18 protein-coding genes are annotated in these 24,974 nt (G+C 40.2%); 7 read left to right on the plus strand and 11 right to left on the minus strand.

Annotation, left to right across the window (positions count from 1 at the left end; translation table 11 throughout):
• Positions 1–56: 56 nt before the first annotated feature.
• Positions 57–935 carry an aspartoacylase gene (locus tag V7K55_RS20630; protein WP_334834489.1) on the plus strand — a complete coding sequence of 293 codons (879 nt, stop codon included), beginning with the start codon at positions 57–59 and terminating at the stop codon, positions 933–935.
• Position 936: 1 nt separating this feature from the next.
• Here V7K55_RS20630 and V7K55_RS20635 read toward each other — a convergent pair whose 3' ends face one another.
• From V7K55_RS20635 to V7K55_RS20645, 3 genes are all read right to left on the minus strand, one after another.
• A complete protein-coding gene (locus V7K55_RS20635; RefSeq protein WP_334834490.1) occupies positions 937–1,794 on the minus strand; it encodes an Rpn family recombination-promoting nuclease/putative transposase in 858 nt (285 codons plus the stop codon).
• Between the two features lie 188 nt (positions 1,795–1,982).
• Positions 1,983–2,603 (minus strand): PEP-CTERM sorting domain-containing protein, encoded by a 621-nt coding sequence (locus V7K55_RS20640; protein ID WP_334834491.1) that lies wholly within the window; start codon positions 2,601–2,603, stop codon positions 1,983–1,985.
• A gap of 223 nt (positions 2,604–2,826) precedes the next feature.
• Positions 2,827–5,124, minus strand: coding sequence for a hypothetical protein (locus V7K55_RS20645; protein WP_334834492.1), 2,298 nt, complete (start codon positions 5,122–5,124; stop codon positions 2,827–2,829).
• A 511-nt stretch (positions 5,125–5,635) separates the two neighbouring features.
• Here V7K55_RS20645 and V7K55_RS20650 point away from each other — a divergent pair.
• Positions 5,636–6,805, plus strand: coding sequence for a glycosyltransferase family 4 protein (locus tag V7K55_RS20650; RefSeq protein WP_334834493.1), 1,170 nt, complete (start codon positions 5,636–5,638; stop codon positions 6,803–6,805).
• 50 nt (positions 6,806–6,855) lie between these two features.
• Positions 6,856–7,995, plus strand: a complete 1,140-nt coding sequence (locus V7K55_RS20655; protein ID WP_334834494.1) for a glycosyltransferase family 4 protein — start codon at positions 6,856–6,858, stop codon at positions 7,993–7,995.
• A 203-nt stretch (positions 7,996–8,198) separates the two neighbouring features.
• Here V7K55_RS20655 and V7K55_RS20660 read toward each other — a convergent pair whose 3' ends face one another.
• Positions 8,199–8,468: a hypothetical protein gene (locus V7K55_RS20660; protein ID WP_094330359.1), complete on the minus strand. Its 270-nt coding sequence runs from the start codon at positions 8,466–8,468 to the stop codon at positions 8,199–8,201.
• A gap of 242 nt (positions 8,469–8,710) precedes the next feature.
• Here V7K55_RS20660 and V7K55_RS20665 point away from each other — a divergent pair, with 242 nt between their 5' ends.
• Positions 8,711–10,009 carry a cation:proton antiporter gene (locus tag V7K55_RS20665; protein WP_334834495.1) on the plus strand — a complete coding sequence of 433 codons (1,299 nt, stop codon included), beginning with the start codon at positions 8,711–8,713 and terminating at the stop codon, positions 10,007–10,009.
• 192 nt (positions 10,010–10,201) lie between these two features.
• Here V7K55_RS20665 and V7K55_RS20670 read toward each other — a convergent pair whose 3' ends face one another.
• From V7K55_RS20670 to V7K55_RS20685, 4 genes are all read right to left on the minus strand, one after another.
• Positions 10,202–10,591 (minus strand): hypothetical protein, encoded by a 390-nt coding sequence (locus V7K55_RS20670; protein WP_334834496.1) that lies wholly within the window; start codon positions 10,589–10,591, stop codon positions 10,202–10,204.
• Between the two features lie 274 nt (positions 10,592–10,865).
• Positions 10,866–11,972: a saccharopine dehydrogenase family protein gene (locus V7K55_RS20675; RefSeq protein WP_334834497.1), complete on the minus strand. Its 1,107-nt coding sequence runs from the start codon at positions 11,970–11,972 to the stop codon at positions 10,866–10,868.
• Between the two features lie 204 nt (positions 11,973–12,176).
• Complete coding sequence (gene crtD / locus V7K55_RS20680) at positions 12,177–13,694, minus strand: C-3',4' desaturase CrtD (protein WP_334834498.1); 1,518 nt, start codon at positions 13,692–13,694, stop codon at positions 12,177–12,179.
• A gap of 250 nt (positions 13,695–13,944) precedes the next feature.
• Positions 13,945–15,888: a pentapeptide repeat-containing protein gene (locus V7K55_RS20685; protein WP_334834499.1), complete on the minus strand. Its 1,944-nt coding sequence runs from the start codon at positions 15,886–15,888 to the stop codon at positions 13,945–13,947.
• 213 nt (positions 15,889–16,101) lie between these two features.
• Between V7K55_RS20685 and aspS the strand changes: the two genes are divergently transcribed.
• On the plus strand, positions 16,102–17,889 hold the full coding sequence (aspS, locus tag V7K55_RS20690) for an aspartate--tRNA ligase (RefSeq protein WP_094330350.1): 1,788 nt from the start codon (positions 16,102–16,104) through the stop codon (positions 17,887–17,889).
• 356 nt (positions 17,890–18,245) lie between these two features.
• Here the strand turns inward: aspS and V7K55_RS20695 are convergent, their stop codons facing one another.
• Both V7K55_RS20695 and V7K55_RS20700 read right to left on the minus strand, forming a co-directional pair.
• Entirely contained in the window at positions 18,246–19,631 is a 1,386-nt protein-coding gene (locus V7K55_RS20695; RefSeq protein ID WP_334834501.1) for an aromatic ring-hydroxylating dioxygenase subunit alpha, read from the minus strand.
• Between the two features lie 76 nt (positions 19,632–19,707).
• The gene (locus V7K55_RS20700) at positions 19,708–20,592 is read right to left on the minus strand and encodes a pirin family protein (RefSeq protein WP_334834502.1); all 885 of its coding nucleotides are present in this window, start codon (positions 20,590–20,592) and stop codon (positions 19,708–19,710) included.
• A gap of 66 nt (positions 20,593–20,658) precedes the next feature.
• Here V7K55_RS20700 and V7K55_RS20705 point away from each other — a divergent pair, with 66 nt between their 5' ends.
• Together V7K55_RS20705 and V7K55_RS20710 are read left to right on the plus strand one after the other, a co-directional pair.
• Positions 20,659–20,808 carry a hypothetical protein gene (locus tag V7K55_RS20705; RefSeq protein WP_334834504.1) on the plus strand — a complete coding sequence of 50 codons (150 nt, stop codon included), beginning with the start codon at positions 20,659–20,661 and terminating at the stop codon, positions 20,806–20,808.
• A 117-nt stretch (positions 20,809–20,925) separates the two neighbouring features.
• The gene (locus tag V7K55_RS20710; protein ID WP_334834506.1) at positions 20,926–23,433 is read left to right on the plus strand and encodes a CPBP family glutamic-type intramembrane protease; all 2,508 of its coding nucleotides are present in this window, start codon (positions 20,926–20,928) and stop codon (positions 23,431–23,433) included.
• 133 nt (positions 23,434–23,566) lie between these two features.
• On the opposite strand, the gene V7K55_RS20715 is transcribed toward V7K55_RS20710, so the two are convergent.
• Positions 23,567–24,874, minus strand: a complete 1,308-nt coding sequence (locus V7K55_RS20715) for a CO2 hydration protein (RefSeq protein WP_334834508.1) — start codon at positions 24,872–24,874, stop codon at positions 23,567–23,569.
• Positions 24,875–24,974 lie beyond the last annotated feature (100 nt).

Genomic DNA, 24,974 nt, shown 5'->3' on the forward strand with positions numbered 1-24,974 from the left:
TCTATCTTGTATCTTGCACCATTCTCAATAACCGTAGGGGAGCCAGTGAGGTTGTTATGAGTCAGATTGAACGAGTTGCGATCGTTGGAGGAAACCACGGTAATGAGTTAACAGGAGTACATCTAGTTAAAAGATTTCAGCAATATCCAAATTTAATTAACAGATCGAGTTTTGAAACTCTGGCATTACTTGGTAATCTCAAAGCGATTGAAGAAGGTAAACGGTATATTGACAAAGATTTAAACCGTTGTTTCACCAATCAAAGCTTACAAAATCTCCAACTCTCAAGTTATGAAGATATACGGGCGAGAGCAATCCAACAAATACTGCAACCGCAAAATCAGCCTTTTGTAGATGTAATTATTGATTTGCACAGCACAACTGCCAACATGGGGTTAAGTCTGATTTTTTGTGAGATGAATCCTTTTTTACTTCGGTTAGGTGCTTATTTGACTTCGATAAATCCGATGGTCAAGATTTTTGTAAATCCACAATCAAGAGAAGGTGGTTTTCTGCGTTCTTTGTGCGAACTGGGTTTTGTGATAGAAGTTGGGGCTGTGGCTCAGAATATCTTAAACGCCGAATTGTTTCAACAAACAGAGCAGCTTATTTATGCAATTTTAGACTATTTTGAAGGGTGCAAACAAGGTAGTATTCCGCAGACAAACAACACACTTACACTCTATCAATACATTGAGACTATCGATTATCCTAGAAGGGATGGCGGGGAGATTCAAGCTATGATTCATCCCCAGCTTCAGTTTAGGGATTATGAACCTTTGAATCCAGGGGAGCCAATATTTCTGACTTTTGCAGGAAAAGATATTTTTTATGAGGGAGAGTCTACTGTTTATCCTATTTTTATTAATGAGGCAGCTTACTACGAGAAAGGAATTGCAATGTATCTAACTCAAAAGCAAGAAGAGGTAGTTTAATTTATTGCCCTTGTAACCAAGATTGCAAATCAGCCAAGGTAATAAAATCAAGTAATGCATCGCTCAATTCTTCGAGAACAGGAAAAGGTAAACCAGAGATTGAGGAGCGCATTTCCTCAGAAAGTTCTCCAAGCCGCTTAGTTAATTGTCGGGAAATAGTATTAGCCATCGTTTGTCGTCCTTCTTCTCGTCCTTCCTCTCGTCCTTCTTCCTTGATTTCTCGGTAAACTCGCGTTTGCTGTAGTGTTATTCCTAACATAGACTCTACCTCCGCTTGGCTCAATTGTTCAAACCTGTACATCATTATCGTCGTCAGTATCTCTATTATGATGCGACCCTCTGCTAATGGTACTTCTTGATTGGTTCTTGTTAACAAATACCTTGCTTCTTCTGGTGCTTGTTCTTCGTCTACCGTAGTTAGTACCATCAGTGCTACCCATAAAGGTAATTGGCGAATATCTCCCAATTCATCCAAATACACCCGATGCACTTGATTACTATTGAGAAATCCCCGATGAGGGTAAATGTTACTTTGTTCGGTATTGCGAGATGGATAAATTATAACTGCTTGCCAATCGTTAAATCTGGCGCGGTTGCGGTAAAAATATAGTGAAGATTCAGCAAATACTCTTTCATAAAGCTGTTCATCTCTTTGAAACTGTACCTCACAGAAATATACAACTCCAGGAGTCTCGCTTTCTGGTGGGAGAAATACCCCATCAATTTCAAATTTGGGTTCCTTGACAGCTACCGAATCAAATCGATAAGCATCTGCATTTGTCGGCGGATTTGTCAATAGTTCAAATAAAAGAGTGGGAGATTGTTGAAACAGTTTGTAAAAAATTGAGTCTCGACGCATGAAGCATTTTATTTATTTCTTACAGCAAATTGCATTCAAACGTGCCACAGATAAAAAGATTAAAACCAATGCAAGACTTAATTTTGTAACTTAATCTTTGTGGCGGGTTTGATCGGAAACTGCTGTAAATATGCAAATCTTTGCTATTTTGATGGTTCCCGACTTAACCAGAAAAGTTGGGAGCCTCATCAGATTATATTTTTTTTGGAAACAGTTCTGTTGCTGCTGAGTGTTACACCCAACATAGCAACTAACAGGGTTCCCAAAATAGTTGTCGGTTCAGGAACCGCAGATGCTTTAATCTGATTCTGACTCGAATCGAGCAATTGACTCTTGTCTGCTGTAGTATTTTGGTAAAGATAAGAGGTCGCCCCCGGAGAGATGAAGATACGGCCCGGAGCCTCAACATTGCTGAGAAAAACATCACCTATACCACTACCAGTGCCTACATCAAAAGCTCCAGATAAATTGCCTGTAGTCGTGTCAAAATTAAACTGGAAAAACTGATTGCTTGATACACCATTAACAACCTCATTTTTAGTTCCAATCAACTCCTGTGATGGACTGAAAAAAGAAATATTGAGTGACTGCAAGGCTTTTGTACTTCCCGCACCACTTTCGGAAATTATGGCTGGGGTAGTGGTTTCATTGTAGCTGAACGAGCCAGAAGCCGAATAACCAGCATCACCCTTCCAGTTAAATGTTAAATCAGCAGCTTGAGCCAGATTAGTAGAAGCAATCATGGAAGTCGCACAGAGTGCCAAACTAGTAGCTACCTGCGCTGCGGCTAAGGGGAAAAAGCTTTTCATTGATTACATAGCCTCCAATTGACAAATTACTGCAAGTGAGTGTAATTGCCTGACACGGGAGTAAACGCCAAGTTTTATATCAAGAAATCAAAAACTGCCAAAATTGTAAATTTAATCAAAATCCCTTGACCAATAGATTTTATCCCAGAAGAGTTCACAAATTATAAAAAAATTCGTAATTTATAATTGGGACTCTTAATTACGAATTAGTAATTGTAAATGCTCACTCCGCCAGCCGATACATAATCACTTTTCCTTTCCAATTTTCTTCTACAAATACTAAATACTCGCCATTTGAACGACGAAATGCGCGGATACCGTAGGGTATATCAATCCAGCCACTTTCGCTACCAACTTCTGGGCCTGGTTTTAACTGTTGTACTTGCGCTCCCGTCTTGGCATTATAGACATATACCTCTGCGGTTTTGACTGTCACGGCAAATACCCGATCGCCCGCTACACTCATGGCTGCTGTAGACACTTCGCGTTTGCCGGTGGTGTCGTAGGGAATCACAACTCGCCACTTGGGGGTACGATTTCCTTTACTCCAATTGTCAAAACGGGCAATCTCAGATCCAGCAACTCCAGTATCATCACCGAATGCGGGATGATCTGCTGTAAAGCCTGACAAATACATACTATCTGTTTCGGGGAAATATTCGATCCGCCGCAAGTCGTTAAATATGCGGGGAGTAGTTTGCTTTTCCATCGAACCATAGTTGTAGATGGGGTTGCCTTTAGCATCTATTCCCTGTAAAGGATAGTGGCGAATGCCATCTTCTGTTCGCAAAGCTTTCCAAACATCTCCTTTGCTATCTACCCACCAGCCGCCGATATAGGGATAATCTTTGTTGGTATCATATTCGTTCTTTTCAAATTTGCCATTACCGTTGCGATCGCGCCAGATCCATTCCCCTTTTTGTGGTTGATTCGGTGGCCAATTTCCGGCGATAAATGGTTTGTCTGCGCCATTGCTACCGACAAACATTCCGGCTGGGATAGCAATTTTGCCGTCTTTGTCTGGATTAAAACGATATATTTGCAGGAAGCTGTTATACATATCTGTGAGGAACAAAAACGGCTTCCCTTGGATGCGGCGAACAAAGGTTCCATCTGGCGATGTATGCAGACGTGGATCTTGAGGATATTTGAAAGGATTTAAGGTGTAAGCTTTGTAAGTCCATTGCTTACCAGCAGGCTGACTGTAATCCATGAGATAGTGTTCTTGTTTGGTGAATAAATCTACACCATCAGTTTTAGGATCGGCATCTGCATTATCGACGAATATCAATCCTAGCGATCGCCATATTAGTTTTCCCGATGGCGAAAATTTCCGTAAGTCTGTTCCCGATTTGTTGAAACCATTGCTATTTATATAGATATTACCTGAAGCATCTGCACCAACTCCAGTAAGCCCGTAAAGCTTCAAATCTCGAACTTCACCCGCAACTTCTGTATAGATACCACCCTTAGAGCCAAAACTACCCGTCTGCACTGGCCGATCTTTGATGTCATAAATCAACATTTGCTGACGCGGGCCATTTTCTGCCACTAACAGCTTACCTTGACGATCGATTGCGATCGCAGTTGGTTCAACGATATCTGCAATCTGTTCGGGTAATTGCTTTCCACTTTGGGAATAATGTAAAATTTTGGCAGGATTACTACCATTTTTACTTTGAATAATCCACAGATTTTTTTGTGAATCAATAGTTATTGCTCCCGGATTGTTAATAGTAAAGCTGCGTAATTCCTTCATTGTCTCAGTATCGTAGACACGAATGTGATTAGCAGCAAAATCGCTTACATACAACTCACTTCCTACAGTTGCTAATCCAGTGACTTCACTTTTAGTACTGGTAATTAACATACTTTTATCCCAGCCACGCCCTTCAGGAAAGGGTGCAGGTTTTCCCGACAAATCATAGCGTCTAACGCAGTGCCAAGCTGTTCCTTCAGGGGGATAATCTTCATTGGTTTTGCCCTTCGATCCCTGAGTCATGGCAAGGTAAATATATTTACTATTTGCGGTTACAGCTATGCCACCTCCACGACTCCAACCGTGAGTATCGCCAATAGCACCAATAACCTTACCATCTTTGTATATGGCTGCCTCCATTCCCGCCTCGTCCCAATGGCTGTTCGTATAAACGGTGCCATCAGGTGCAACATACATTGCCTCAATATTGTTTTGTATCCGTAGATTTCCACTGCCAATAGTGTTGCCTATCCACGATGTTTTGTAGGTAAGTGTGGGTGTTTCAATATTGTTTTGTACCAGTAGATTTGTACTTTCAATAGAATTACTTGTCCACGATGTTTTGTATGTAAGCGTCGGTGTTTCCGTTTTTGCCCAGTCTGTTGTAATTCCAAGGGTAGTAACAATGGCTCCAACAGTAAAACTAATTAAAAAGTTGAAAGTTTTACTTCTTTGGAAATATCTAAATTTAGATAACTTTTTAATATGCTGATTAAGCTTGCAGCGAAGTTTTCCTAACTTCGTAATTATTTTATTTATCATATAGTTTTTCAGCTTTTAATTATTTATATACAATCATTTTTTGGTAAATCAGTAAAAAGTATAATTATTATAAATGAACGATGATTTTACACTATCTTTATAAAAATCCTTTTATTATGTAATTTTTCAGGCAATATCTCTAAAACCTTCATAAAGGTATTAATAGCTACTGATTAGTAACCAAAAATTGTAAATATTAATACATGATATTTCTATAATTATTAATTTATAGTGATTTTCGGCTATCCCTATCTAGCATTCACCTTTGTTGGTTGATAAGTATCATATATATCATAACCAGTGTTATGTAGTTAACAAAAACACAAGGTTTCATCCCTTGTTGACGTTGACATATAAATAGTTTATAAATTGGTGTTCTATATAAAAATCTTATTGCGAATGTGGATTCAATATGGTTCTGTAAATTCTAGTAATTAATCTTTTGAACATTCTGTAGGGGCTTACAGTTGTACATACCTACTGTTTTTATATATTTATAGGAGACATATTAGTGAAAAACAAACCAGAAAAATTTGCCTCATCATCTGCATCTATCCTCACTTTGGGATTAGGCTGGTTTCCCAATAATCCTGGAGGATTAGAAAGGTATATTTATGAATTAACTCATAAATTAGCAGCCAATAAAGACCAGGTTGAATTATGCGGAGTTGGTCTACCAGAAGCTGAAACAAATTCGCCAATTATGCTGACTAACTTAGCTTCTCCCGATAGTGCTATTTGGCAAAGATTATGGTCAATCAGAAGTAATTTCCAGAAAACTAGAACAAGCAAACCAGATGCTATTAATCTGCACTTTGCATTATATAGCTTTCCTCTTTTAGATATTTTGCCAAAGGGTGTACCAGTTACTTTTAATTTTCATGGCCCTTGGGCTTCTGAGAGTCAGCAAGAGGTAGTTAATAAAAATCTTAGTCTTTTGATTAAACATCATCTAATAGAAAAAAATACTTATAATCGCTGCGATCGCTTCATTGTTTTGAGCAAAGCATTTGGTAAAATTCTACATAATAAATATCAAGTACCGTGGAGTAAAATTAATGTTATTCCTGGTGGAGTTGATATTAACTGGTTTCAGCCAAATTTATCACGCCAAGATGCTTGTGCAAAGCTAGGCTGGCCAAATAACCGCCGGATTATATTTACATCGCGCCGTTTAGTGCATCGAACGGGAGTTGACAAATTATTGCAGGCTTTGGCTATAATAAAGCCCAGAATACCAGATGTTTGGCTAGCGATCGCAGGTCGCGGTCACATCCAAGCCGCACTTCAAGAACAAGCTACAGAATTAGGACTAGATGACAACGTTAAATTTTTAGGTTTTCTCCCTGATGAGCAATTACCTATAGCTTATCAAGCTGCGGAATTGACTATAATGCCTAGTCAATCTTTTGAAGGATTTGGATTAGTAATAGTTGAATCTCTGGCTTGTGGTACTCCTATTTTATGTACTCCAGTTGGGGGAATGCCAGAAATTTTATCAGAATTTTCACCCGATTTAATTACTACTTCAATAGAAGCCTCAGCTATTGCTGAAAAATTAGAACAAGCACTTTTGGGAAACATCCTTATACCTTCACGATCGGACTGTCGCCATTACGCCACCACACACTACGACTGGAATCAAATTGCCCAACAAGTGCGAAATGTTCTATTAAATTAAACTAGAGATGCACAATTCTGCATCTCTATATTGTATTATAAGGAAGTTTTATGAGAATTTTTTTCTTAGACCAAAGTGGTAAACCAGGTGGTGCAGAGTTGTGTTTAATAGATATTGCTAAAGCATACTCCCATCACGCTTTAGTAGGTTTATTTGCAGATGGGCCATTTAAAGATTTACTACAGCAAAATCATATCCCAGTAGAAGTTCTTGCAACTCAAACAATTCAAGTTCGTAAAGAAAGTAGTTTGGTGCAAGGATTAAAGAGTTTGGGACAACTTGCACCTTTGATTACTAAGGTAATTAAAAAAGCATGTGAATACGATTTAATTTATGCCAACACCCAAAAAGCATTAGTTGTCGGAGCATTAGCAAGTTTTTTTAGTCGTCGTCCTATGGTTTATCATTTACATGATATTCTTTCCACAGAGCATTTTAGCCAAACTAATCTTCGCATTGCTATTAACTTAGCTAATCGTTGTGCCTCATTAGTAATTGCTAATTCCCAAGCTAGTAAAATAGCCTTTATCCAAGCGGGAGGACGCTCAGATATAATCGAAGTTGTCTATAACGGCTTCGATCCAAAAAATTATCAAACTGATGAATTTGATATTAATAAATTACAGGAAAAGTTAGGATTACAAGGTAAATTTGTCGTCGGACACTTTAGCCGTCTTGCACCTTGGAAAGGACAGCATATTTTAATTGATGCCCTTGTCAAATGTCCGCAAGAGGTGACAGCTATTTTAGTGGGTGATGCCCTGTTTGGCGAACAAGATTATGTCCAAAAGTTACACCAACAAGTTGCCGATCTGGGACTAGAAAACCGCGTTAAATTTTTAGGATTTCGTTCAGATATTCCCCAGTTAATGGCAGCTTGTAACTTGGTGGCACATACCTCTACTTCCCCCGAACCCTTTGGTAGAGTGATTGTAGAGGCAATGCTATGTGGAAAACCTGTAGTTGCAGCAAAAGCTGGGGGTGTAATGGAATTGGTGGAACACGGGCTTAATGGTTTTTTGGTGACACCAGGAGAACCCCAGGAACTTGCACAAGTAATTATCACCTGTCTTCAGGAGACGGAAATAACTGCAACTATAGCTAATAATGCCAAGACTACTGCTAGTCGGCGTTTTGATGTTGCAACTATTAATCAGCAAATTGCCCAACTGTTGTCCCACAGATTCTAGTCCACTGTGGCAGAAGCAGGGGATTTTGGCCAAGATCCCCTACAAATAATTTGGGATAATTTGTTTTTTGGAAGCCCCTTATCTTACATTGTCTGGTTAAATAATATGAGTTGTTGAGCGATGCCTACGGCGGCAAGCTACGCTAATCCTGCTCTCAACTTAGCTACACTAAATTAACTACGCAGATATTCCAAGCGATCGCATTAAGCCGCTTCCCGCAATTGTGGTTGTGACGACACACTCACCTCTGGAAACGAAAGCGAAAGCTGTTCTGCTTGAGGGACTGCGGCTTGCTGCAAAACTTGAACTTCGATATTCACGCTCACCAAATAACTGCCTGTATCAGCACCAACCGCTTCAGCAATTAATTTTGCAATGTCTGGGCGTTTGGCAGTTAGCGGATCGCGTAAAATACACCGATCCCATTCATGTTTGGCAGTCGGATTGAGGTTGAGAATGTAATGCTTCATCATCGAACTAACCCTTGAATCCATCTTCTGGAAGGTTTTCACACAGCCGTTAGGCGTTTAATTAGGCTTTATGGACGCTATATCTATTATAGTATATTTGTACTAAAAAGCCAATTTTTTCTAATTTGGTGGCGCATCTGAATCTCTAATCCTTAATTCCAGAAAATCTGCCCATAGGTAATGCTAATAAAAAAGTATTGCAATTAAGCTTACAAAGTAACGCCTAATTTTATACAAATTACTATATGGTAGATATCTATATTATTGACCTATTTGTAATTGGTCTACTTCTGCTGATGGTAACATTAGGGTCAGGCTGGATTGCTCGCCTACCTCTTTCTTTTGCCATTATCTACCTAATAGTTGGTATTTTTCTAGGCCCTTATGGCTTAGGACTGATTCAATTACGTCGAGATGAAGTTTTTAATGCCGAACTACTGGAAAAAATAACAGAACTTGTAGTAATTATTTCTGTGTTTAGCTGCGGCTTAAGAATTGTTCGTCCTCTAAAGTTGGGGGTTTGGGATATTACGGTGCGATTGATTGTATTTTTGATGCCCATTTCAATTTTTGCTCTGGCTGTTGTGGGTAAATTATTTTTAGGTATGAGTTGGGGAGAAGCGATTTTATTAGGAGCAATTCTTGCACCGACCGATCCGGTATTAGCATCAGAAGTACAACTGACCGATACAAATGACCAAGATGAGTTGAGATTTGGTTTAACTTCTGAAGGTGGGTTAAATGATGCTTTAGCTTTTCCCTTTGTTTATTTTGGTCTTCATGCGTTAAAAGATGATAATTGGGGGAACTGGTTTAAACAGTGGATTGCGGTTGATTTAATTTGGGCGATCGCAGTTGGTATTATTATGGGAATTGTCGTTGCCAAATCTATAGTTTGGATTGAAAAGAAAATTCAAAAACGCCGTGCTGCTGATAAGTTAATGGAAGATTTTATTGCTATCAGCATAATTCTAATAACTTATTCTTTAACAGAAATGGTTAATGGTTATGGATTTCTGGCAGTATTTGTTGCTGGATTAGTTGTCCAACGAAGTTACAGCAATCCTGAAAAACCACTAGCACAATTAGAATTTGTTGAACAAGTTGAAAAGCTGCTGGAAGTTGGAACAATTTTAGTATTGGGTTCAATATTGTTATTGCAACCAATGCTCAATTATGCTATGCAATCTTTGTTGGTAATAATTTTGTTATTATTCATAATCCGACCTGTAGGAGTTTGGATTAGCACAATAGGTAAGCGCCCTCTAGACTCACATCGCCGAACCTTTCATCCAGGAACTCGTTGGTTATTTGGATGGTTTGGTATTCGCGGTGTCGGCTCATTATATTATCTCGCCTATGCCTTTGGTAATGGCTTAAAAGGTGAAGCTGCCGAAAAAATTGCTTGGATAACTTACACCACTATCGTAGCTTCTGTGATTATACATGGCACCAGTTCAACTCCATTAATGAAGTGGTATGAGCGCAATTTTGCTAATCAGAAAAAATCTACTCCTCGCAACACAATTGATGAATTTGAATAAAAGCATTTTTTTATAGGGTATATTATGCCGAAGGCTAACGCACCTTAAATTGTTGATGGTGCGTTATCGCTTTAGCGACAACGCACCCTACAACTTAATTTTCTAAACCCGTGTACTCCAAACCAGAGAAAGGCTTTGAATCTTACTCCCCAACGTAACGCTAGTAGGTAAGTACTTGGTGGTTAGGATTCTCTATTTACCTGTTACTTTTTCAATAACTTCTTTTGCTTTCTCACCAAAACTTTCTGGAGGATTTTGTTCTTTCTCAGCCTTCAAATTCCTTTCGTAAGTCTTCTCTATAGTATTAAGATTTTTTGAATCTTTTATTGCTTGCTCATAAGCTTCTTGTCTTTCTTCTTCTTCAACGCCAACACCTGGATCGTATTCGTTTGCACGATTAATTTTTTCTTCATAATTTGGTTTATACTCTTGAGGTACTAGCTTTAATTCTTCAAGTGTAGTTGCATAACTAGCTTGCTGAACGAGAATAAATGAACCTGACAAGCTGATGGAAACCATCAAGCAAACAACTAAAAAGCTTGAACGTAAAGCTTTTTTTAAAGTTAATAGAATTTTTTGCATGGAAAAACCCTCCTAGTTTTCTCTTATAAGCCTTGGTCATGTATAAATACATTCAAAACATTCAAAATTTAAGGCTCACAGGCATCCTAAGTGTTTAGGTACAGTTCTTCCTTCTACCGCAAGGTATATTAATTTTTACCTATAGTTAAGTTAATCTTATCTGCACCTTTTAGGAGCTAGTATAATTTTCAAATTTTCAGTCAGCTTCCCCATAGACAAAGCCACTCATGTTTCCTACCCCACAAGATTGGTTAATTTATTTGTTGGAAATCTCTTATAACCAACTATGAGTAATATTAATTCTTCGGCTTTGGATAACTTCTTCAAATAAATTTGTTGGTAATGCTTCTTCTACAGGAAAAACTCCTGGTTTCTTGAGTTTACCTTCTAGCAATAATTGGGCAATACTACCTGTGCCACAACCAGAAGCCACGGCTGTATTTTCATGCACTACAGTTGAACAATAAACGGCTGTTTCACCATTTTTTTGCCCTGTAACTTCTGAACGAACTGCTACCCCAATTCCACTAAAATTATTGGTGACATCTGTCATCGAATGGCTGACATGAGACAGGAATTCAATCATGTAACGACGCTGCATTAACCACTTAGGAAAAATGTGTGCCGCAATCCAAGTGAGATGATTATAAAAATCTGGAATAGAACCAAACTTAGTAATTACAGTTTTCACTGATGGGAAAGCTTTGGGCAGTGTAAAGGTTTCTGGCATATCAAACCAGTAAACTCCTCTGCTTCCATAGGGAGATGGGAACTCAACTACTTCCCTATCACTGTAAGGCTTGACTACCTCCCATTTTCCATCTATCCAAGCCTCAAAAGGATACTGCAACCCTAGAAAAGTTGTCCGCATCACTGTAATGCCAGCACCACCAGAACCAGAAACTAAATAACTTAAATGAATCTTTTCTGGTCGATCGAATCGTTCAACTCCCTGACGTACCATGCTGTTAGAAATACCAGGAAAAATGCCAGTATTAATAATTGCTGTCACACCAGCAGCAGCGGCTTTTTCATGATAATTGAGAGCTTTGCTGGTATAGGAACGATGATCGCTGACATCTACATAATTAACGCCTTGAGAAATACAGGTTTCGAGAACATTAGTATCTCGATAGTGAAATGGCCCAGCACAGTGGATGACTAAGTTAGATTTTGCGATCGCATCTCGCAATTTGTCAACTTCTGCCAAGTCTAATACTAAAAACTGTACTTGTCCGCCTGAAGACAAGCTAACAGCCTTGCCAAATTCCGCAGAACGTCCAGTAATCGTAATTTGAGCTTGCGTATGGGTAGCTAGATCCTGAGCAACACTGCTACCAATCCGCCCCCGTCCACCAAGAATTAAAACTCTGTCTGTCATTACTCCAAATTGGCAACACTAACCTTATTTCATCAGTTTTCTGTCCTGTTTACCATCGGTTACAAGTATGACTTGCCTGCGAAGGAAGGAGGACTTTTCAATTATTAGTAGTTGATATAGCGGTTCTCGGTTGACTGAAGTACAAGAACCCCACCCCCAACCCCCTCCCCGCAAGCGAGGAGGGGGCTATGATATTAGGAAACGCTATAAGTTTTGGGCTTCAATTTGTCTGACTACTGTCAGCGCCGAATAACTCACCCCAGCAGTACCTTCGCCGGGATGGGTGGAGTCACCAATTAACCACAGATGTTGAATTGGTGTCCGATTGGCAAACCCGAAAGGGCCAAAAGTGGGAATTCTTTGACCTATGCCACCAACTATACCGCGATCGCGCCCTGTGAAATGAGCAAAGGTGCGGGGGGTTGCAGCTTCTTGATGAATAATCGTTTCTGGTTTGAGATAGAAGTATTGGGCAAGATGTGCGATCGCTTCTTGGGTAAACTTTTCTTTTAGTCCTTCATAATCTTCAGTCTCCCACCACTGTGCAGGATCGACAAATGAAGAAGCAATAATTGTCGCTTTCCCTTGCGGTGCGCGGCCATCTCCGGGATGACTGACAGAAACAAATAACGAATTATTCTCACCAATGGGGCCATCAGCATCATACAGAAATTGCAGGTGGGGAGGACACCCAAGCGGAATCGCGCTAGCATCTACACCCAAATAAACTACAAACGCACCCGATGCTTGGGGTAGTTTTTCCACCCGGTTTTTGTATCCAGATGGCGCTTGTTCTCCCAGTAACTGTACCAAGTTCTGCACGGTGACGTTGCTAACTATATGGTCGGCTGCTTCTGTCCAGACTTCGCCAGTTTTCTGATTTGTAATAACAACAGCAGTCGCTTTACCGTCTTCTACTTTGATTTTTTCTACAGTGTGGCGCATCAATAACTTGCCGCCATCTCTTTCTAAGGATTGTACCAGGCGATCGCTTAATACTTGCATACTTCCCTGGAGGTGAAACAATCCTTGGGGCAGTTGGGATACACTCAACGCTGTGGCTGCATAAAGTAATGCTGTCTCGTCTGCATCCACCTGGGAGTATAGCTTCAGTTGCAAATCTAAAAAAGTTCTCAATCGCTGGTCATTTCCCAGTCCACATAACCGTAAAGCATCTCCTACTGTAAACAAAGTGAAGGGGACGGTAATTAATGTACTGGGACGCACCGCTTGCGTTAGCTGCCACAAATCCCATAAATTACGTGGTGGTAGCACTGGATTGCGTCCTTGAAATTCCCAACTGGCATTAAACAAAGTTGCCATCAATTGCCAAAACGGTTCGCTACCAGGAAACTGTTTTTGTCGTTCCTCTTGCCATTTCTCTTGGTCGCGCCAAACGTTAATCGGTGTGCTTTCTCCAGGTAAATACACCGCACAAGCTGGGTCGCAAGGTGTTGCTGCTGGTAAGTCTATTGACAATTCTGAGAAAATGCGGTGGTGAATTCCCCCTGGTTCCAACCCCGCCACCTGAGTTGCTCCCACATCAAAGGTAAATCCCTGGCGTTTAAAGGTCGAAGCACAACCTCCCGGTACGAGAGCTTGATCTAAAATTAAGACGCTGTAACCTCTATGAGCTAATAATGCTCCGGCAGTCAGTCCACCTATGCCGGCACCGATAACGACAACACGAGAGTTACTTTTGTCAAGAGGTATGCTGGACATTGATTAGTTTGTTTAAGATTCTTAATATTTTTATTTATAATTTTACCTTACTCTCTGAGTTGAATGGGTGAAGGGTGCGTAGGCGTAGATAAAAGGGCGGTTATAAACCGCGTCTACACAGGCAAAACCCGCCAGCGCGGGTTAAATCAAAAACCTTAATTTTCTCTTAGGTGGGCTTTGTTTGTATAGCCGCGTTCGCCCTTGGCGTGCCGGAGGCATCATTCCATTCGCCGGGTATTAATTTGACACGCTACCCTAAACCTAGAAAATTGGAAATCAACGGCAATAGATTGCTGCACTGTTCAACCAACTTTGTGGCACTAGGTAAACTAGAAATTGTCCCTTTTAAAATCTTTATCGCCGTTTTCGCCGTCTTTTGCATCGCCCCCTCTTGAGGACTTTTCCCCGCTTCTGCTAAAGCTTTTACCTGTTCTAATGCCTCAACTTTATCTTCTTTAGATAAATTTGTATCCGCCTCAATTGCTGCTTGTAATTGCGTCAACAATTCCTTAATTCCTGGTTTATCTGCTTCGGGTGATGCTGCTAACTCATTGATAGTATTTGTTACCGTACCGCTAATATCACCCAAATTTAAAGCTTGTCCACTGGCATTAAAATCTCTGCCAACACTGCCAATTTCAATTTTGCGGCTGGAATCATTGCTGTTAGTCATATTTTTATTCTCTATTTTATTGTCAACTTGAACATTAATCGGCTTATTCGCTAACAAACTTACAATCTCTTTCATGTCTGCACTTTGTTGACGATAGATAACTATTTCATTATCTTTAGCCTGTAATTGTGATTTATATTTTTCTTCTACAGCTTGCAGTGCCAGTTGATAATTTTGCGTAAAATCGCTATGAATCTTCTCTTTATCAGCACCATCAGTTACACCGACTTTAACGACAACAACGCCATCACCTTTATTTTCAATACTCTGTAGGGCTAATTCTGTGTCTTCGTTTTGATTTTGCACATGTTGAAAGGCATTAACAAAAGCCTTCCAATCAATGCCATTACGGAAAATCAAATCAACAGTATTTAAAACCTCTTCAAACAGCTTAGTAAATTCTCCTGGTTGAAAATCGCCACTACTGGGACGGCGTTCGCGGTCATCAGTTCCAAACTTGGGGTTTTCAAGAAGATAGATAAAGCGACAATCTACATTAAATAACTTGGTTGTGCTGTCAATATTCCATGCCTCTATAGAAACACCAGTCATTTGAGCATTAGTAAAATTAGTATCTATAGCTTGAGTAATAGTTAAATTTGCCCATTCTAAACAAGCTCCCTCAAAGGTAGCTACAATAATATCAGCACCTTTAAAATTAGCCTTATTCAGGTCTGCATTTTTCAGATTTGCGCCTCTTAGGTTAGCACCAGCATAAGATTTTCCTCTACCATTGCAAGTAACGAGCAAGTTGAGAACAGCACGGTTAGCTAGTATAGTATCGTCTACTCTGGCAAAGTCTAGTTTTTTAGTTTCATAAAAACGAGTACGTGTTAGGTTTGCTTTTCTCAAATCTGTGTTTTTGAGAATTGCACCAGTAAAATTAGCATTAATTAAGTTAGCACCATAAAAACTTGTGCCACCTGTAGCAGCAAAAGTATTAGCAACTGAATCAAGCCAAGCATCTTTATCATCTGTACCTTGAATCCTCCACCCAATAAAAATACTAAATAATATGAAGATAACGCTGAATACTAAACTAAAGACAAAAGCTAAACCTTTGGGTGATGTTCTAATCACAGGAAAGCTTTTAGGAAAGGTAAGAACTAAAATAACGACTACGGGTGAGACAAGGACAAGAATGACAGCTACAGTTCCTAAACCTGCTATTAAATTCTTGTGAAGAGTGATAATACAAAAAACTACTACAATAATAATGCAAACGGAACCAATAAAGACGCTTCCAGTGTATCTAGTATCAAAAATAGACGCTGCTGATAAACCAAGAAAGATTGAATAAATAGCTCCTTGTGCTAACACTACTAATGCTACTATGAGCAGCACAATTACCCAATGGAGCTGTAGTCCGGCTTTAGCTCCTGTAAAATCAGCATCTTTAAGAATCGCGTTGGTAAAGTTTGCTCCTCTAATATCAGCCTTGCTAAAGTTGGCTCCAGTCAAGTTTTGACCTTTAAAAGAGCGACCTCGGAGATTTTGACCGGAGTAGTAGTCTGGCGGCATAATTGCGTCAGCAAGAGGTTTTAATGAGATTTTATACAACTTTACTCTGTACGGAGGAGTAAGAGTTTGAGGTTTTTTTGCCTAAGTCCTAATCGTGTGAGATTATTTCATTTTTTCTTCAACTAGAACTACTACAATTACTATTGATGCTAGATAATGGGAAAGCTTTGACATTTTCTTCCCAATCTAGCCCGGAAACAATAACTAAGACTTATGCGAACTCACTATTGCGGCGAACTCCGAAAAGAACATATTGGAGAAACTGTTACCTTTTACGGATGGGTAGACCGTCGCCGCGATCACGGTGGTGTGATATTTTTAGATTTACGCGATCGCTCTGGAATTGTCCAAATCGTCAGCGATCCGCAACGCACCCCAGATTCTTACGAACAGGCGAACGCCTTGCGAAATGAATATGTTGTCGAAATCACAGGTAGGGTAACGCACCGTCCCGAAGAATCCCTCAATCCCCGCATCCCCACAGGCGAGGTAGAAATCTACGCCGATAAAATTCAACTCCTCAATGCTGTCCGCAAACAGTTACCTTTCCAAGTTTCTGTAGCTGACACCGAGACAGTGCGCGAAGATTTGCGGTTGAAATATCGTTATTTGGATTTGCGACGCGATCGCATGGCGCAAAATTTGCAACTGCGTCATCAAATTGTTAAAGCTATGCGGCGTTATCTGGAAGATTTGGAAGGTTTTATTGAAGTTGAAACCCCAATCCTTACCCGTTCTACCCCAGAAGGGGCGCGGGATTATGTTCTACCCAGTCGCGTTAATCCTGGTGAGTGGTATGCTTTGCCGCAATCGCCCCAGCTATTTAAACAATTGCTGATGGTATCCGGCTTAGATAGATATTATCAGATTGCGCGTTGCTTTCGTGATGAAGATTTACGCGCCGACAGACAACCCGAATTCACCCAATTGGACATGGAAATGAGTTTCATGTCTCAAGAAGAAATTATCGAACTAAACGAAAACTTAGTTTGCCATATCTTCAAAACAGTTAAAGGCATTGAGTTACAGCGCCCTTTCCCCCGCCTCACTTACGCTGAAGGGATGGAACGCTACGGGAGTGATAAACCAGATACCCGCTATGATTTAGAATTAGTTGATGTCTCAGATATCGTGAAAGACTCTAGTTTCAAAGTCTTTCGGGACACTGTGACTAATGGTGGTATCGTCAAAATCCTGCCAATTCCCAACGGTAACGATGTAATTTCTAACGTCCGCATTAAACCAGGCGGCGACTTATTTAAAGAAGCCAGCGAAGCCGGTGCTAGAGGTTTAGCTTATATCCGTGTTAGGGATGATGGCGAAATTGACACCATTGGCGCGATTAAAGACAACCTCAGCATTGAACAAAAACAAGAAATTTTGCGGCGTACAGGTGCAAAAGCTGGACATTTGCTCTTGTTTGGGGCAGGGGAAGCTGCTACAGTTAATAAAACATTAGATAGATTACGGCAAGCGATCGCTAAAGAGTTTGATTTAATCGATCCAGAAAAAATCAACTTGCTGTGGATTACAGATTTCCCGATGTTCGAGTGGAATGCTGACGAAAAACGTTTAGAAGCATTACACCACCCATTCACAGCACCCCATCCTGATGATTTGAGCGATTTAAAGACAGCACGCGCCCAAGCTTACGACTTGATACTCAACGGCGTAGAAGTTGGCGGCGGAAGTCTGCGGATTTATCAGCGAGAAATTCAACAGCAGGTGTTTGAAGCGATTGGTTTATCTCCTGAAGAAGCACAAAGTAAATTTGGCTTTCTCTTAGAAGCATTTGAATATGGTACACCGCCGCATGGTGGCATCGCCTACGGTTTAGATCGTTTGGTAATGTTGCTAGCTGGAGAAGAATCCATTCGAGATGTCATTGCTTTTCCAAAGACACAACAAGCGCGTTGTTTGTTAACAGATGCACCTTCGAGTGTAGATGCAAAACAGTTGAAAGAATTGCATGTTGCTTCGACTTATAAACCAAAGCCTTAAACAAAGCGCAAGGGGAGTACAGAAAGTTAAAGTAAGCCTTTATAGGTCAGTTTCTCTGTAACTCTAAAGAACCCCACCCCGCCAAAGCTATGCTTTGTCTCCCCTCCCCGCAAGCGAGGAGGGGACTATGATATACCTTGTATGGTTAGACATGTAGGGTGCGTTAGGATGAAATCGCACCCTACAATACTTATTTTTTCACCATTCAAATCGCAATACGGTTCGGTTAACGTGTTCGTCTCTCGAACATCCCCTAAAAAAGGGGGGCTTTTTCTAATCTTTACCCCCTTATTAAGGGGGTCGCCGCAGGTGAGGGGATCTTATCCGAACCTATTGATTCAAATCGGATTCCTATATTAGTTAAATATACTATGTACTGAAAAAACACCTTTTTTGGGAATGCTGCTGAGAAAGCGTTCTCGAATTGAGTCTAATTTATAGTCACCAATTAAACTTAATACACCCAGTAAAACTGGTATGATGACTATGTTTGTCGGTAGATTAATTCCGATTAGCAACAACGCTAGAATTGTCAATCCGAGCGTAAAATTTTGACAAAAGTTTTTGACTTGATTTATCAAAACTAAAGATTGCCGACAACTAGGGCAATGCTTTGTATGTCTGTGCCAGATATCGTATAAGTCCTCATCACTTAATTCTTGAAAAGGTGCTTCTGCTACTCCCTGCCATGCAGGTTTACCACCGCCAAACTCATCTAACCATTTGCGAAAAGTAACGATGCCAACGTCCGCTATTGAAGGCATAAAATATGACTTTTGCCAAGTTTTATCGATCGCAGATTCGTTAACAGCTTGGGAGTGCATCATTGATAAATCTTGGTTACTCAACTTATAACTAGATGAATGTTTTAACCCCGTTTGTAAATATTTGGGCAGAAGCTCAAACCAGAAATTGCGTTTTTGTGGAAGGCTATCAGCAATAAACTTACCAATTTGCCGACAATAACCTGATTTTGTGGGTACAAAATATAACTGAAATAAAGCAGATTTACCGTTAGAATATTTGTAGATTGTTGTATTAGAACAAGGTGGACTGAACTTCCGAGTCGCATCCATATCTTTGTTAAAAATATTGTAACCAGAATGCTTTAAAGTAAAACCATCTTCAGCAGATATTTCTCCCAATACTTCAAAATGTTCTATGGGGATAGCTCGTTCCGGTGAAAATCCAGCAATTCCTTCATGCAAAAATTGGGCGTGAGAAGGGTCAAAACTACTTTCAACAGAGACAGTGTAACCAACAGGAACTTCTGACATAAACCAATCGGTCAACGAGCTATCAAGTTGAGATTCTGGCATCAGGGCAGGTTGCTTGGAAGTGCTATCTTCAAAAGCAGTAGGACTACTATCTGCCCAGATCCATAGTAATTCTTGTAGCACTTGAGTCGGGTATGTTGTTACTTGCGATCGTTCGCTATTACAAGCAGCTTTTAAAGCCTTTTCATCACTCAGCATCGGAATATTTGTACATTTTCCTGCCCCATCAAAACACCAACCATGATGACGACACATTAGGTTTCCATTTTCATTGATACTTCCTAAAGATAACTGCGCCAATTTATGGGGACAAGTATCATCCATCACTACCCAATTTTGATGTTTGTCTCTCCAAATTACCAGCTTTTTTCCAAGCAAAGTAATGGGGGTTGGATGAGAGGGTTCCAGATAGCTGAGGGGAGTTATTGGATACCACTGTTTAGTCCAGGAGAAGTTATTTACCATCAAATTCGCTAATGTATTCAACTTTTTTAATTAGGATTGCGATCGCCTACTTCCACCCCCAACACCATGACTGATATTATAAGGGATTAGCCTCTACTACCACTTCTGGCAGTGGAATAAACTCTGTTTCATCTGCCACACTAGCAAAGCGGCAATCCCGCCAATCGGCTTTTGCTTCCTCTATCCGTTCTGGTCGGCTAGAAACAAAATTCCACCATTTGTAGCGTTTACCCAATGGTTCACCACCAATAACAATACACCGAGCAGCAGCACTAGCAGAAACCCTGACTTCATCTATTGGATCTAGGATGGCGAGGCGATATGGCTCTAGGGGTTGCTCATTAATACCCAAACCTTCTGTGACGCTGTATACTGCCCTCTCAGAATAACCAGTGGGGATAGTAAAATGAGCATTGGCAGACAGCACTACATCTAAATAGAGAATAGGTGAGAAAACTTTGACAGGTGAGGTGTAGCCAAAGGCTTGTCCGGCGATGAGTTTGATGATAGCACCATTCTCTTCCCAGGTAGGAAGGGTTTGGGCAGGATAGTGAGTGAAGCTTGGATCAGTTTCTTCGTATTCCACAGGCAAAGCGACCCAGGTTTGAATACCATGAATGGTAGCTTCATTTTGACGATCGAGATCGGGCGATCGCTCTGAATGTACAATCCCTTTTCCCGCCGTCATCCAGTTTACAGCACCCAGTTGAATTTCCTGCACAGTGCCTAAACTATCGCGGTGCATCAAAGCACCATCAAATAAGTAAGTTACGGTGGCGAGATTGATATGAGGATGTGGTCGAACATCGATACCTTTGTCGGGTGGTAAAACGGATGGGCCAAGATGATCGAAGAAAATAAACGGCCCAACCATTTGACGATTAAGATATGGCAAACTGCGACGGGCAATAAACCCACCCAAATCTTTAACTTCAGGTTCAATCAGTTGAAGTATTGCCATAAGTGGAGGTAATTGGTAAATGCTGGAATTATTATAAGTAGATCCACCAGAAAAAAGCTAACCTTTGTGAGTTATTTGTTTGTGCGATCGCTCATCCGAATTTACCAATCCTTTGGAGATATTATAACGGGAGGGAACGTCACAGCAGTCGAGTCACTTGCCTCAAGCTTAAAACAAGGGTTTGGTGTCCTCTCCGTGCTAACACAACGCCAGTAACGCTCTTTCTGCTGACGGAGACGCTATGCTAACGTAGCTAACGCCCAAGTCGGGAAACCTGCCCACACGACTGGCTCCCCTACGGATCTTTTCAGAAATCAAACCGGATTCCTATATATGATTTGGCGTGGATTGAGTTTAAAAATCAGGCTAGTGTTTACGATATTTTTACTCCTAGTATTCATAGCAGTAATTGCAGGGTGGCAATTCTCCTTAAAAGAACCACAGCTAGTACCAAAAGAAAGCAATTACGCGATACATACTCGACAAAATTTTAATCAATCTGATTTCTACCCAGTTGCACAAATTCCATCTGCCAAACTTTACAAACCTATTAGCGACTGGGTAGGAAGATTAATACTACCAACAAAACAGCAATTACAAGATGGTTTAGATTGGGTATGGATGGAAGTGCAATATGCACCACCCACAGCGCAAAATTTGCTAGGAAAGATTGTGCGTTTGGAGTGGAAAAAGAATGAAGATTTACTTGCTAAAGTCAAAGCTGTAACGCGAGATATAAATTTCACTTCTGAAGTGATTAAAAGTCAAAACCAAGGTAATATTCATCCTTTCCGACTAAATGGAGTTCGTCAGGTAGGTATTTTACGTTCTTTGGCTGGTGCAAATCCTCATGATGATGCAATTGTTGCTTTAGATTCAAATACAATTATTAATGCAAATGCAGAAAAATCTATTTTGCAAATTGAACGCGAACCTGTTTTGGCAACTGGTAGATTTTATGGGTTAGTAAAAATAATTAAACCGATTAAATCTAGCAATAAAAACCTTTTATCTACAAAAGATAAGCAAAGTAGCGATTATTTTTCTGTTCAGCACTATAACCCTAACTCAAATAAATTTGATGGGATTCAAGAAACTATTCGTATTCCCCAACAAGCAATAGATACACGAAACTTTGCGCCTTCAAGTTCGCAGCAAATCGAAAAATCACCTGCGGGTGAGGATGGTTGGTATATTTATGGTGCTAAAGATGCAAATGCCGTATTTACAGTAAGCGCCCTTGCACCTCGTTCTCTGTTTCAAATCCAACCCCGTCAAATCATCACTGGGAAGGAATTAGGGCTAAATTATATCCAAGAGGTAAATTGGCAAAATACTGATAAAAATAAAGGTAAATTCAATACTGCCTTGTTAAAACCTGTAGAAACATCTAGATCAAAATGGCAACAAGGCGATAAAGCTATTGTACTACACTTATTCGGTGGAATTGGCGGACGTAAAGCTGAAGCGATCGCAGTACCTTATACTATCACCGGACATTTTGCTTTTGGAATTGCAGAAGTTGTCCGTGACGAGTTTACTAACGAATTACGCTTTGAGACTAAATACCACCAAATTTATGCCCATAACCCTGATGGAATTATTGCCGGAACGCATACATGGGCTGATTATATGGGGAATTTACAGCGTGGCTGGCTAGCAACACGTCCAGTATCAGATATTCTGATTAAATTCGACCCTGTAACGCAAGATTATAATTTTGATGGGATTAAACTTTCGCCTTTAAAGCAGTTCCAGCAACAATTACAGGTAACAATGGCACGTTATCGCGTTGGCGATGGTACTGGTGGGGCAATGGTATCACCTGGTACATCATGCGTCCAAGACTCAAACCAAGCACTTTATGCCGCGATAATGGTAATTAAAAACCAAGTTGCTACAACTCCTCAAATTCAAACTTGGATACGCAAAAACCCTAATCATCCACAAACATTACGCTTTCAGCAGCTAGTTGAATTAGGTAAATCTTTAGAACAACAATTAGCACCCTTGGGAATAATCCGTGCTGATTGGCAGAGTCAAGCAGGTATACTCGCAGGTACGGGAATAGGAAAAACGACGAAACCATTTCAAGATGGTAGTGTTTGGGCTGGTTTGACAACATGGCGAACAATAATGCCAAGACAAGCACACGACGACCTCGCCACAATATTTTTCAAACATGGTGCGACTATGCAAGTATTGCGAACCAATCAAGTAGGTGGTTGGCAATCCGATATTATACCCATTGCACCAACAGTCTTTTTAGGACAATTTCAGATTCCTTTTACTAATATTTCACCATTTTCAGTTATTTTAAATCGTGTTCTAGCGTCGTTAGCACTTCCTACACAACAAGATTGGTTAGTTGTTGTTTTACTGCTGATAGTTTATAGTATTATTGCCATACCTTATGACTGGAAATTTGGATTTTTACAGATAAATATTTGGTCTGCAAATTGGATTGATAAATGCTTATTGATGTTGCGTTGTTTATTTACACCTGCGATTATTGAAGAACTCTTTTTTCGCGTTATTTTACTTCCTCATCCTACCGAAATCACCAATTGGCTAAGATGGAGTTTATGGGCAATAGTGAGTTTAGTATTGTTTATTTTATATCATCCATTGAATGCTAAACTATTTTTTAAAGCTGCAAGTCCTACATTCTTTAATCATGTTTTTCTTACTTTAACTTCATTATTGGGAATTATCTGTACTGTTGCATATACCTTAACAGGATCTTTGTGGGTGATAGTTTTAATCCACTGGGTAGTAGTAGTAGTTTGGTTAATTGTTTTTGGAGGAATCACAAAATTAGATAAAAATCAGAAAGTTTAGAGGCGATTTCCAAACTAAAAATCAAATTGTTGTAGGGTGTATTAGGCGTATATTTAGATGTCGCCTAACGCACTCCAGATGTAAAGGATATGGGTAAAAGCAAGGCTGAAAAAGGGTTGGTTGGGGGTATATCTTATCTATAATCTTGCTTTTGAATACTCCCTAAACGAGCAGCATCACGAATATTGTAGTCGGGTCGAGTAAAGCGATTTAGCTGCATTTCAAAAAAGTCTCGATTGGCTTGTAAATGCTTAATATTTTCGTCATCTAAAGGATATAAGAGTGCAGTTCGCAAGGCTTGAATTACCGCAGAAGTAACACAGTACATTGACCGTTGAAAACTAACTCCCAACTGAATCAACATATCTTCTTCACCCCGGCAATGTTGGCTGTAGTAATCAATAAGATACGGGGGCAAAAAATGCAACATGTCTTGCATTAATAATGTGGGAGGAATGCCAGCAGTACCTACTGGAAATACATCAGCGTAAAGAATACCATAGTGAAAGTCTTTTTGGTCTTCTGGGACTTGACGCGCTTGAGCATTATAAGATTTTGTCCCTCGGAAGGGTGCGGTGCGGTAGAAAACTGCTTCTACATAAGGTAATGCGGCTTCGTATAGCCACATGAAACCCTTGGATTTGGGGACAATTTCGTAGCATTCGCCACGAATATAAACATGATGGTAAATCGGACGACCTGCGATCGCAAATATACCATTAACTAAGAAGCTCATCGCCTCTGGGACGGTGCTAATCTTGCCTTCGTCATAGAGGTCGGACATTTCAAAGAATACTGGGGCCATGACTTCCCAGAATAAGCCCAGATTAGCGTAGTATGACATCTGGCGGCACTGTTCCAAAAACATATCGGGGAACAGCTTGTAAAGTCCTAGCATGACTGGGTTCCCTTGGAAGTAGGCTTTGATTGCTCGGTCAGCGTTGGCTTTGTATTCGTCTGAATCTAGGTAAGGGTCAAATTGTCCACCCATCCCTCTGTGCCACAACATCGCCCGCATACAAGCTTCAGCAAATTCCATATTAATGCGATCGTGGAATAAGTGATGCAATAACTTTGGCATTTTGAAAGTTTCACCCTTTTCAATAAATGCCAAAAGTTCTGGATGTGCAGTAGCTTCACCGCGCCAAATTCGTAAATCTGCATCATCGCCAGCATAATGATTATGCAGTTCTAAATACTCTTTGGGTAAGAAGTATTTAAAGAAAGGAACCGGGTTTAAAAATTCGTTTTCGGCAATATAAAGCAAGTCACGCCAGTAAAAATCCATCGGTACAGCATAAGCTTTATATAAACCGATGATTTGCATCAAATTTTCTGGAGTATCGGGTAACATTGCCCCACCTGCTTCTAAGCGATGAATTACTTCGGCAAATTCATGTGTGGAAGGTGGTAATTTAATGGCTGTTTTAATTGCTGTCATGGTAATGGTAAATGGGTAGAGACGCGATTTATTGCGTTTGGAGGATGGATTTGGAGACGCAATTTTTTATCGCGTCTGGGGGATAGATTTGAGACGCGAT

Source organism: Nostoc sp. (assembly GCF_036919895.1).
Classification (GTDB): Bacteria; Cyanobacteriota; Cyanobacteriia; order Cyanobacteriales; family Nostocaceae; genus Nostoc.

Bases quoted from the DNA above. Each gene is read 5' to 3' on its own strand.
- V7K55_RS20700 (WP_334834502.1), bottom strand. From the start codon at position 20,592: ATGGCAATACTTCAACTGATTGAACCTGAAGTTAAAGATTTGGGTGGG.
- V7K55_RS20695 (WP_334834501.1), bottom strand. From the start codon at position 19,631: ATGGTAAATAACTTCTCCTGGACTAAACAGTGGTATCCAATAACTCCC.
- V7K55_RS20665 (WP_334834495.1), top strand. From the start codon at position 8,711: ATGGTAGATATCTATATTATTGACCTATTTGTAATTGGTCTACTTCTG.
- V7K55_RS20710 (WP_334834506.1), top strand. From the start codon at position 20,926: ATGATTTGGCGTGGATTGAGTTTAAAAATCAGGCTAGTGTTTACGATA.
- V7K55_RS20685 (WP_334834499.1), bottom strand. From the start codon at position 15,888: ATGCCGCCAGACTACTACTCCGGTCAAAATCTCCGAGGTCGCTCTTTT.
- V7K55_RS20645 (WP_334834492.1), bottom strand. From the start codon at position 5,124: ATGATAAATAAAATAATTACGAAGTTAGGAAAACTTCGCTGCAAGCTT.
- V7K55_RS20670 (WP_334834496.1), bottom strand. From the start codon at position 10,591: ATGCAAAAAATTCTATTAACTTTAAAAAAAGCTTTACGTTCAAGCTTT.
- V7K55_RS20640 (WP_334834491.1), bottom strand. From the start codon at position 2,603: ATGAAAAGCTTTTTCCCCTTAGCCGCAGCGCAGGTAGCTACTAGTTTG.
- V7K55_RS20660 (WP_094330359.1), bottom strand. From the start codon at position 8,468: ATGATGAAGCATTACATTCTCAACCTCAATCCGACTGCCAAACATGAA.
- V7K55_RS20630 (WP_334834489.1), top strand. From the start codon at position 57: ATGAGTCAGATTGAACGAGTTGCGATCGTTGGAGGAAACCACGGTAAT.
- V7K55_RS20635 (WP_334834490.1), bottom strand. From the start codon at position 1,794: ATGCGTCGAGACTCAATTTTTTACAAACTGTTTCAACAATCTCCCACT.
- aspS (WP_094330350.1), top strand. From the start codon at position 16,102: ATGCGAACTCACTATTGCGGCGAACTCCGAAAAGAACATATTGGAGAA.
- crtD (WP_334834498.1), bottom strand. From the start codon at position 13,694: ATGTCCAGCATACCTCTTGACAAAAGTAACTCTCGTGTTGTCGTTATC.
- V7K55_RS20715 (WP_334834508.1), bottom strand. From the start codon at position 24,874: ATGACAGCAATTAAAACAGCCATTAAATTACCACCTTCCACACATGAA.
- V7K55_RS20675 (WP_334834497.1), bottom strand. From the start codon at position 11,972: ATGACAGACAGAGTTTTAATTCTTGGTGGACGGGGGCGGATTGGTAGC.
- V7K55_RS20655 (WP_334834494.1), top strand. From the start codon at position 6,856: ATGAGAATTTTTTTCTTAGACCAAAGTGGTAAACCAGGTGGTGCAGAG.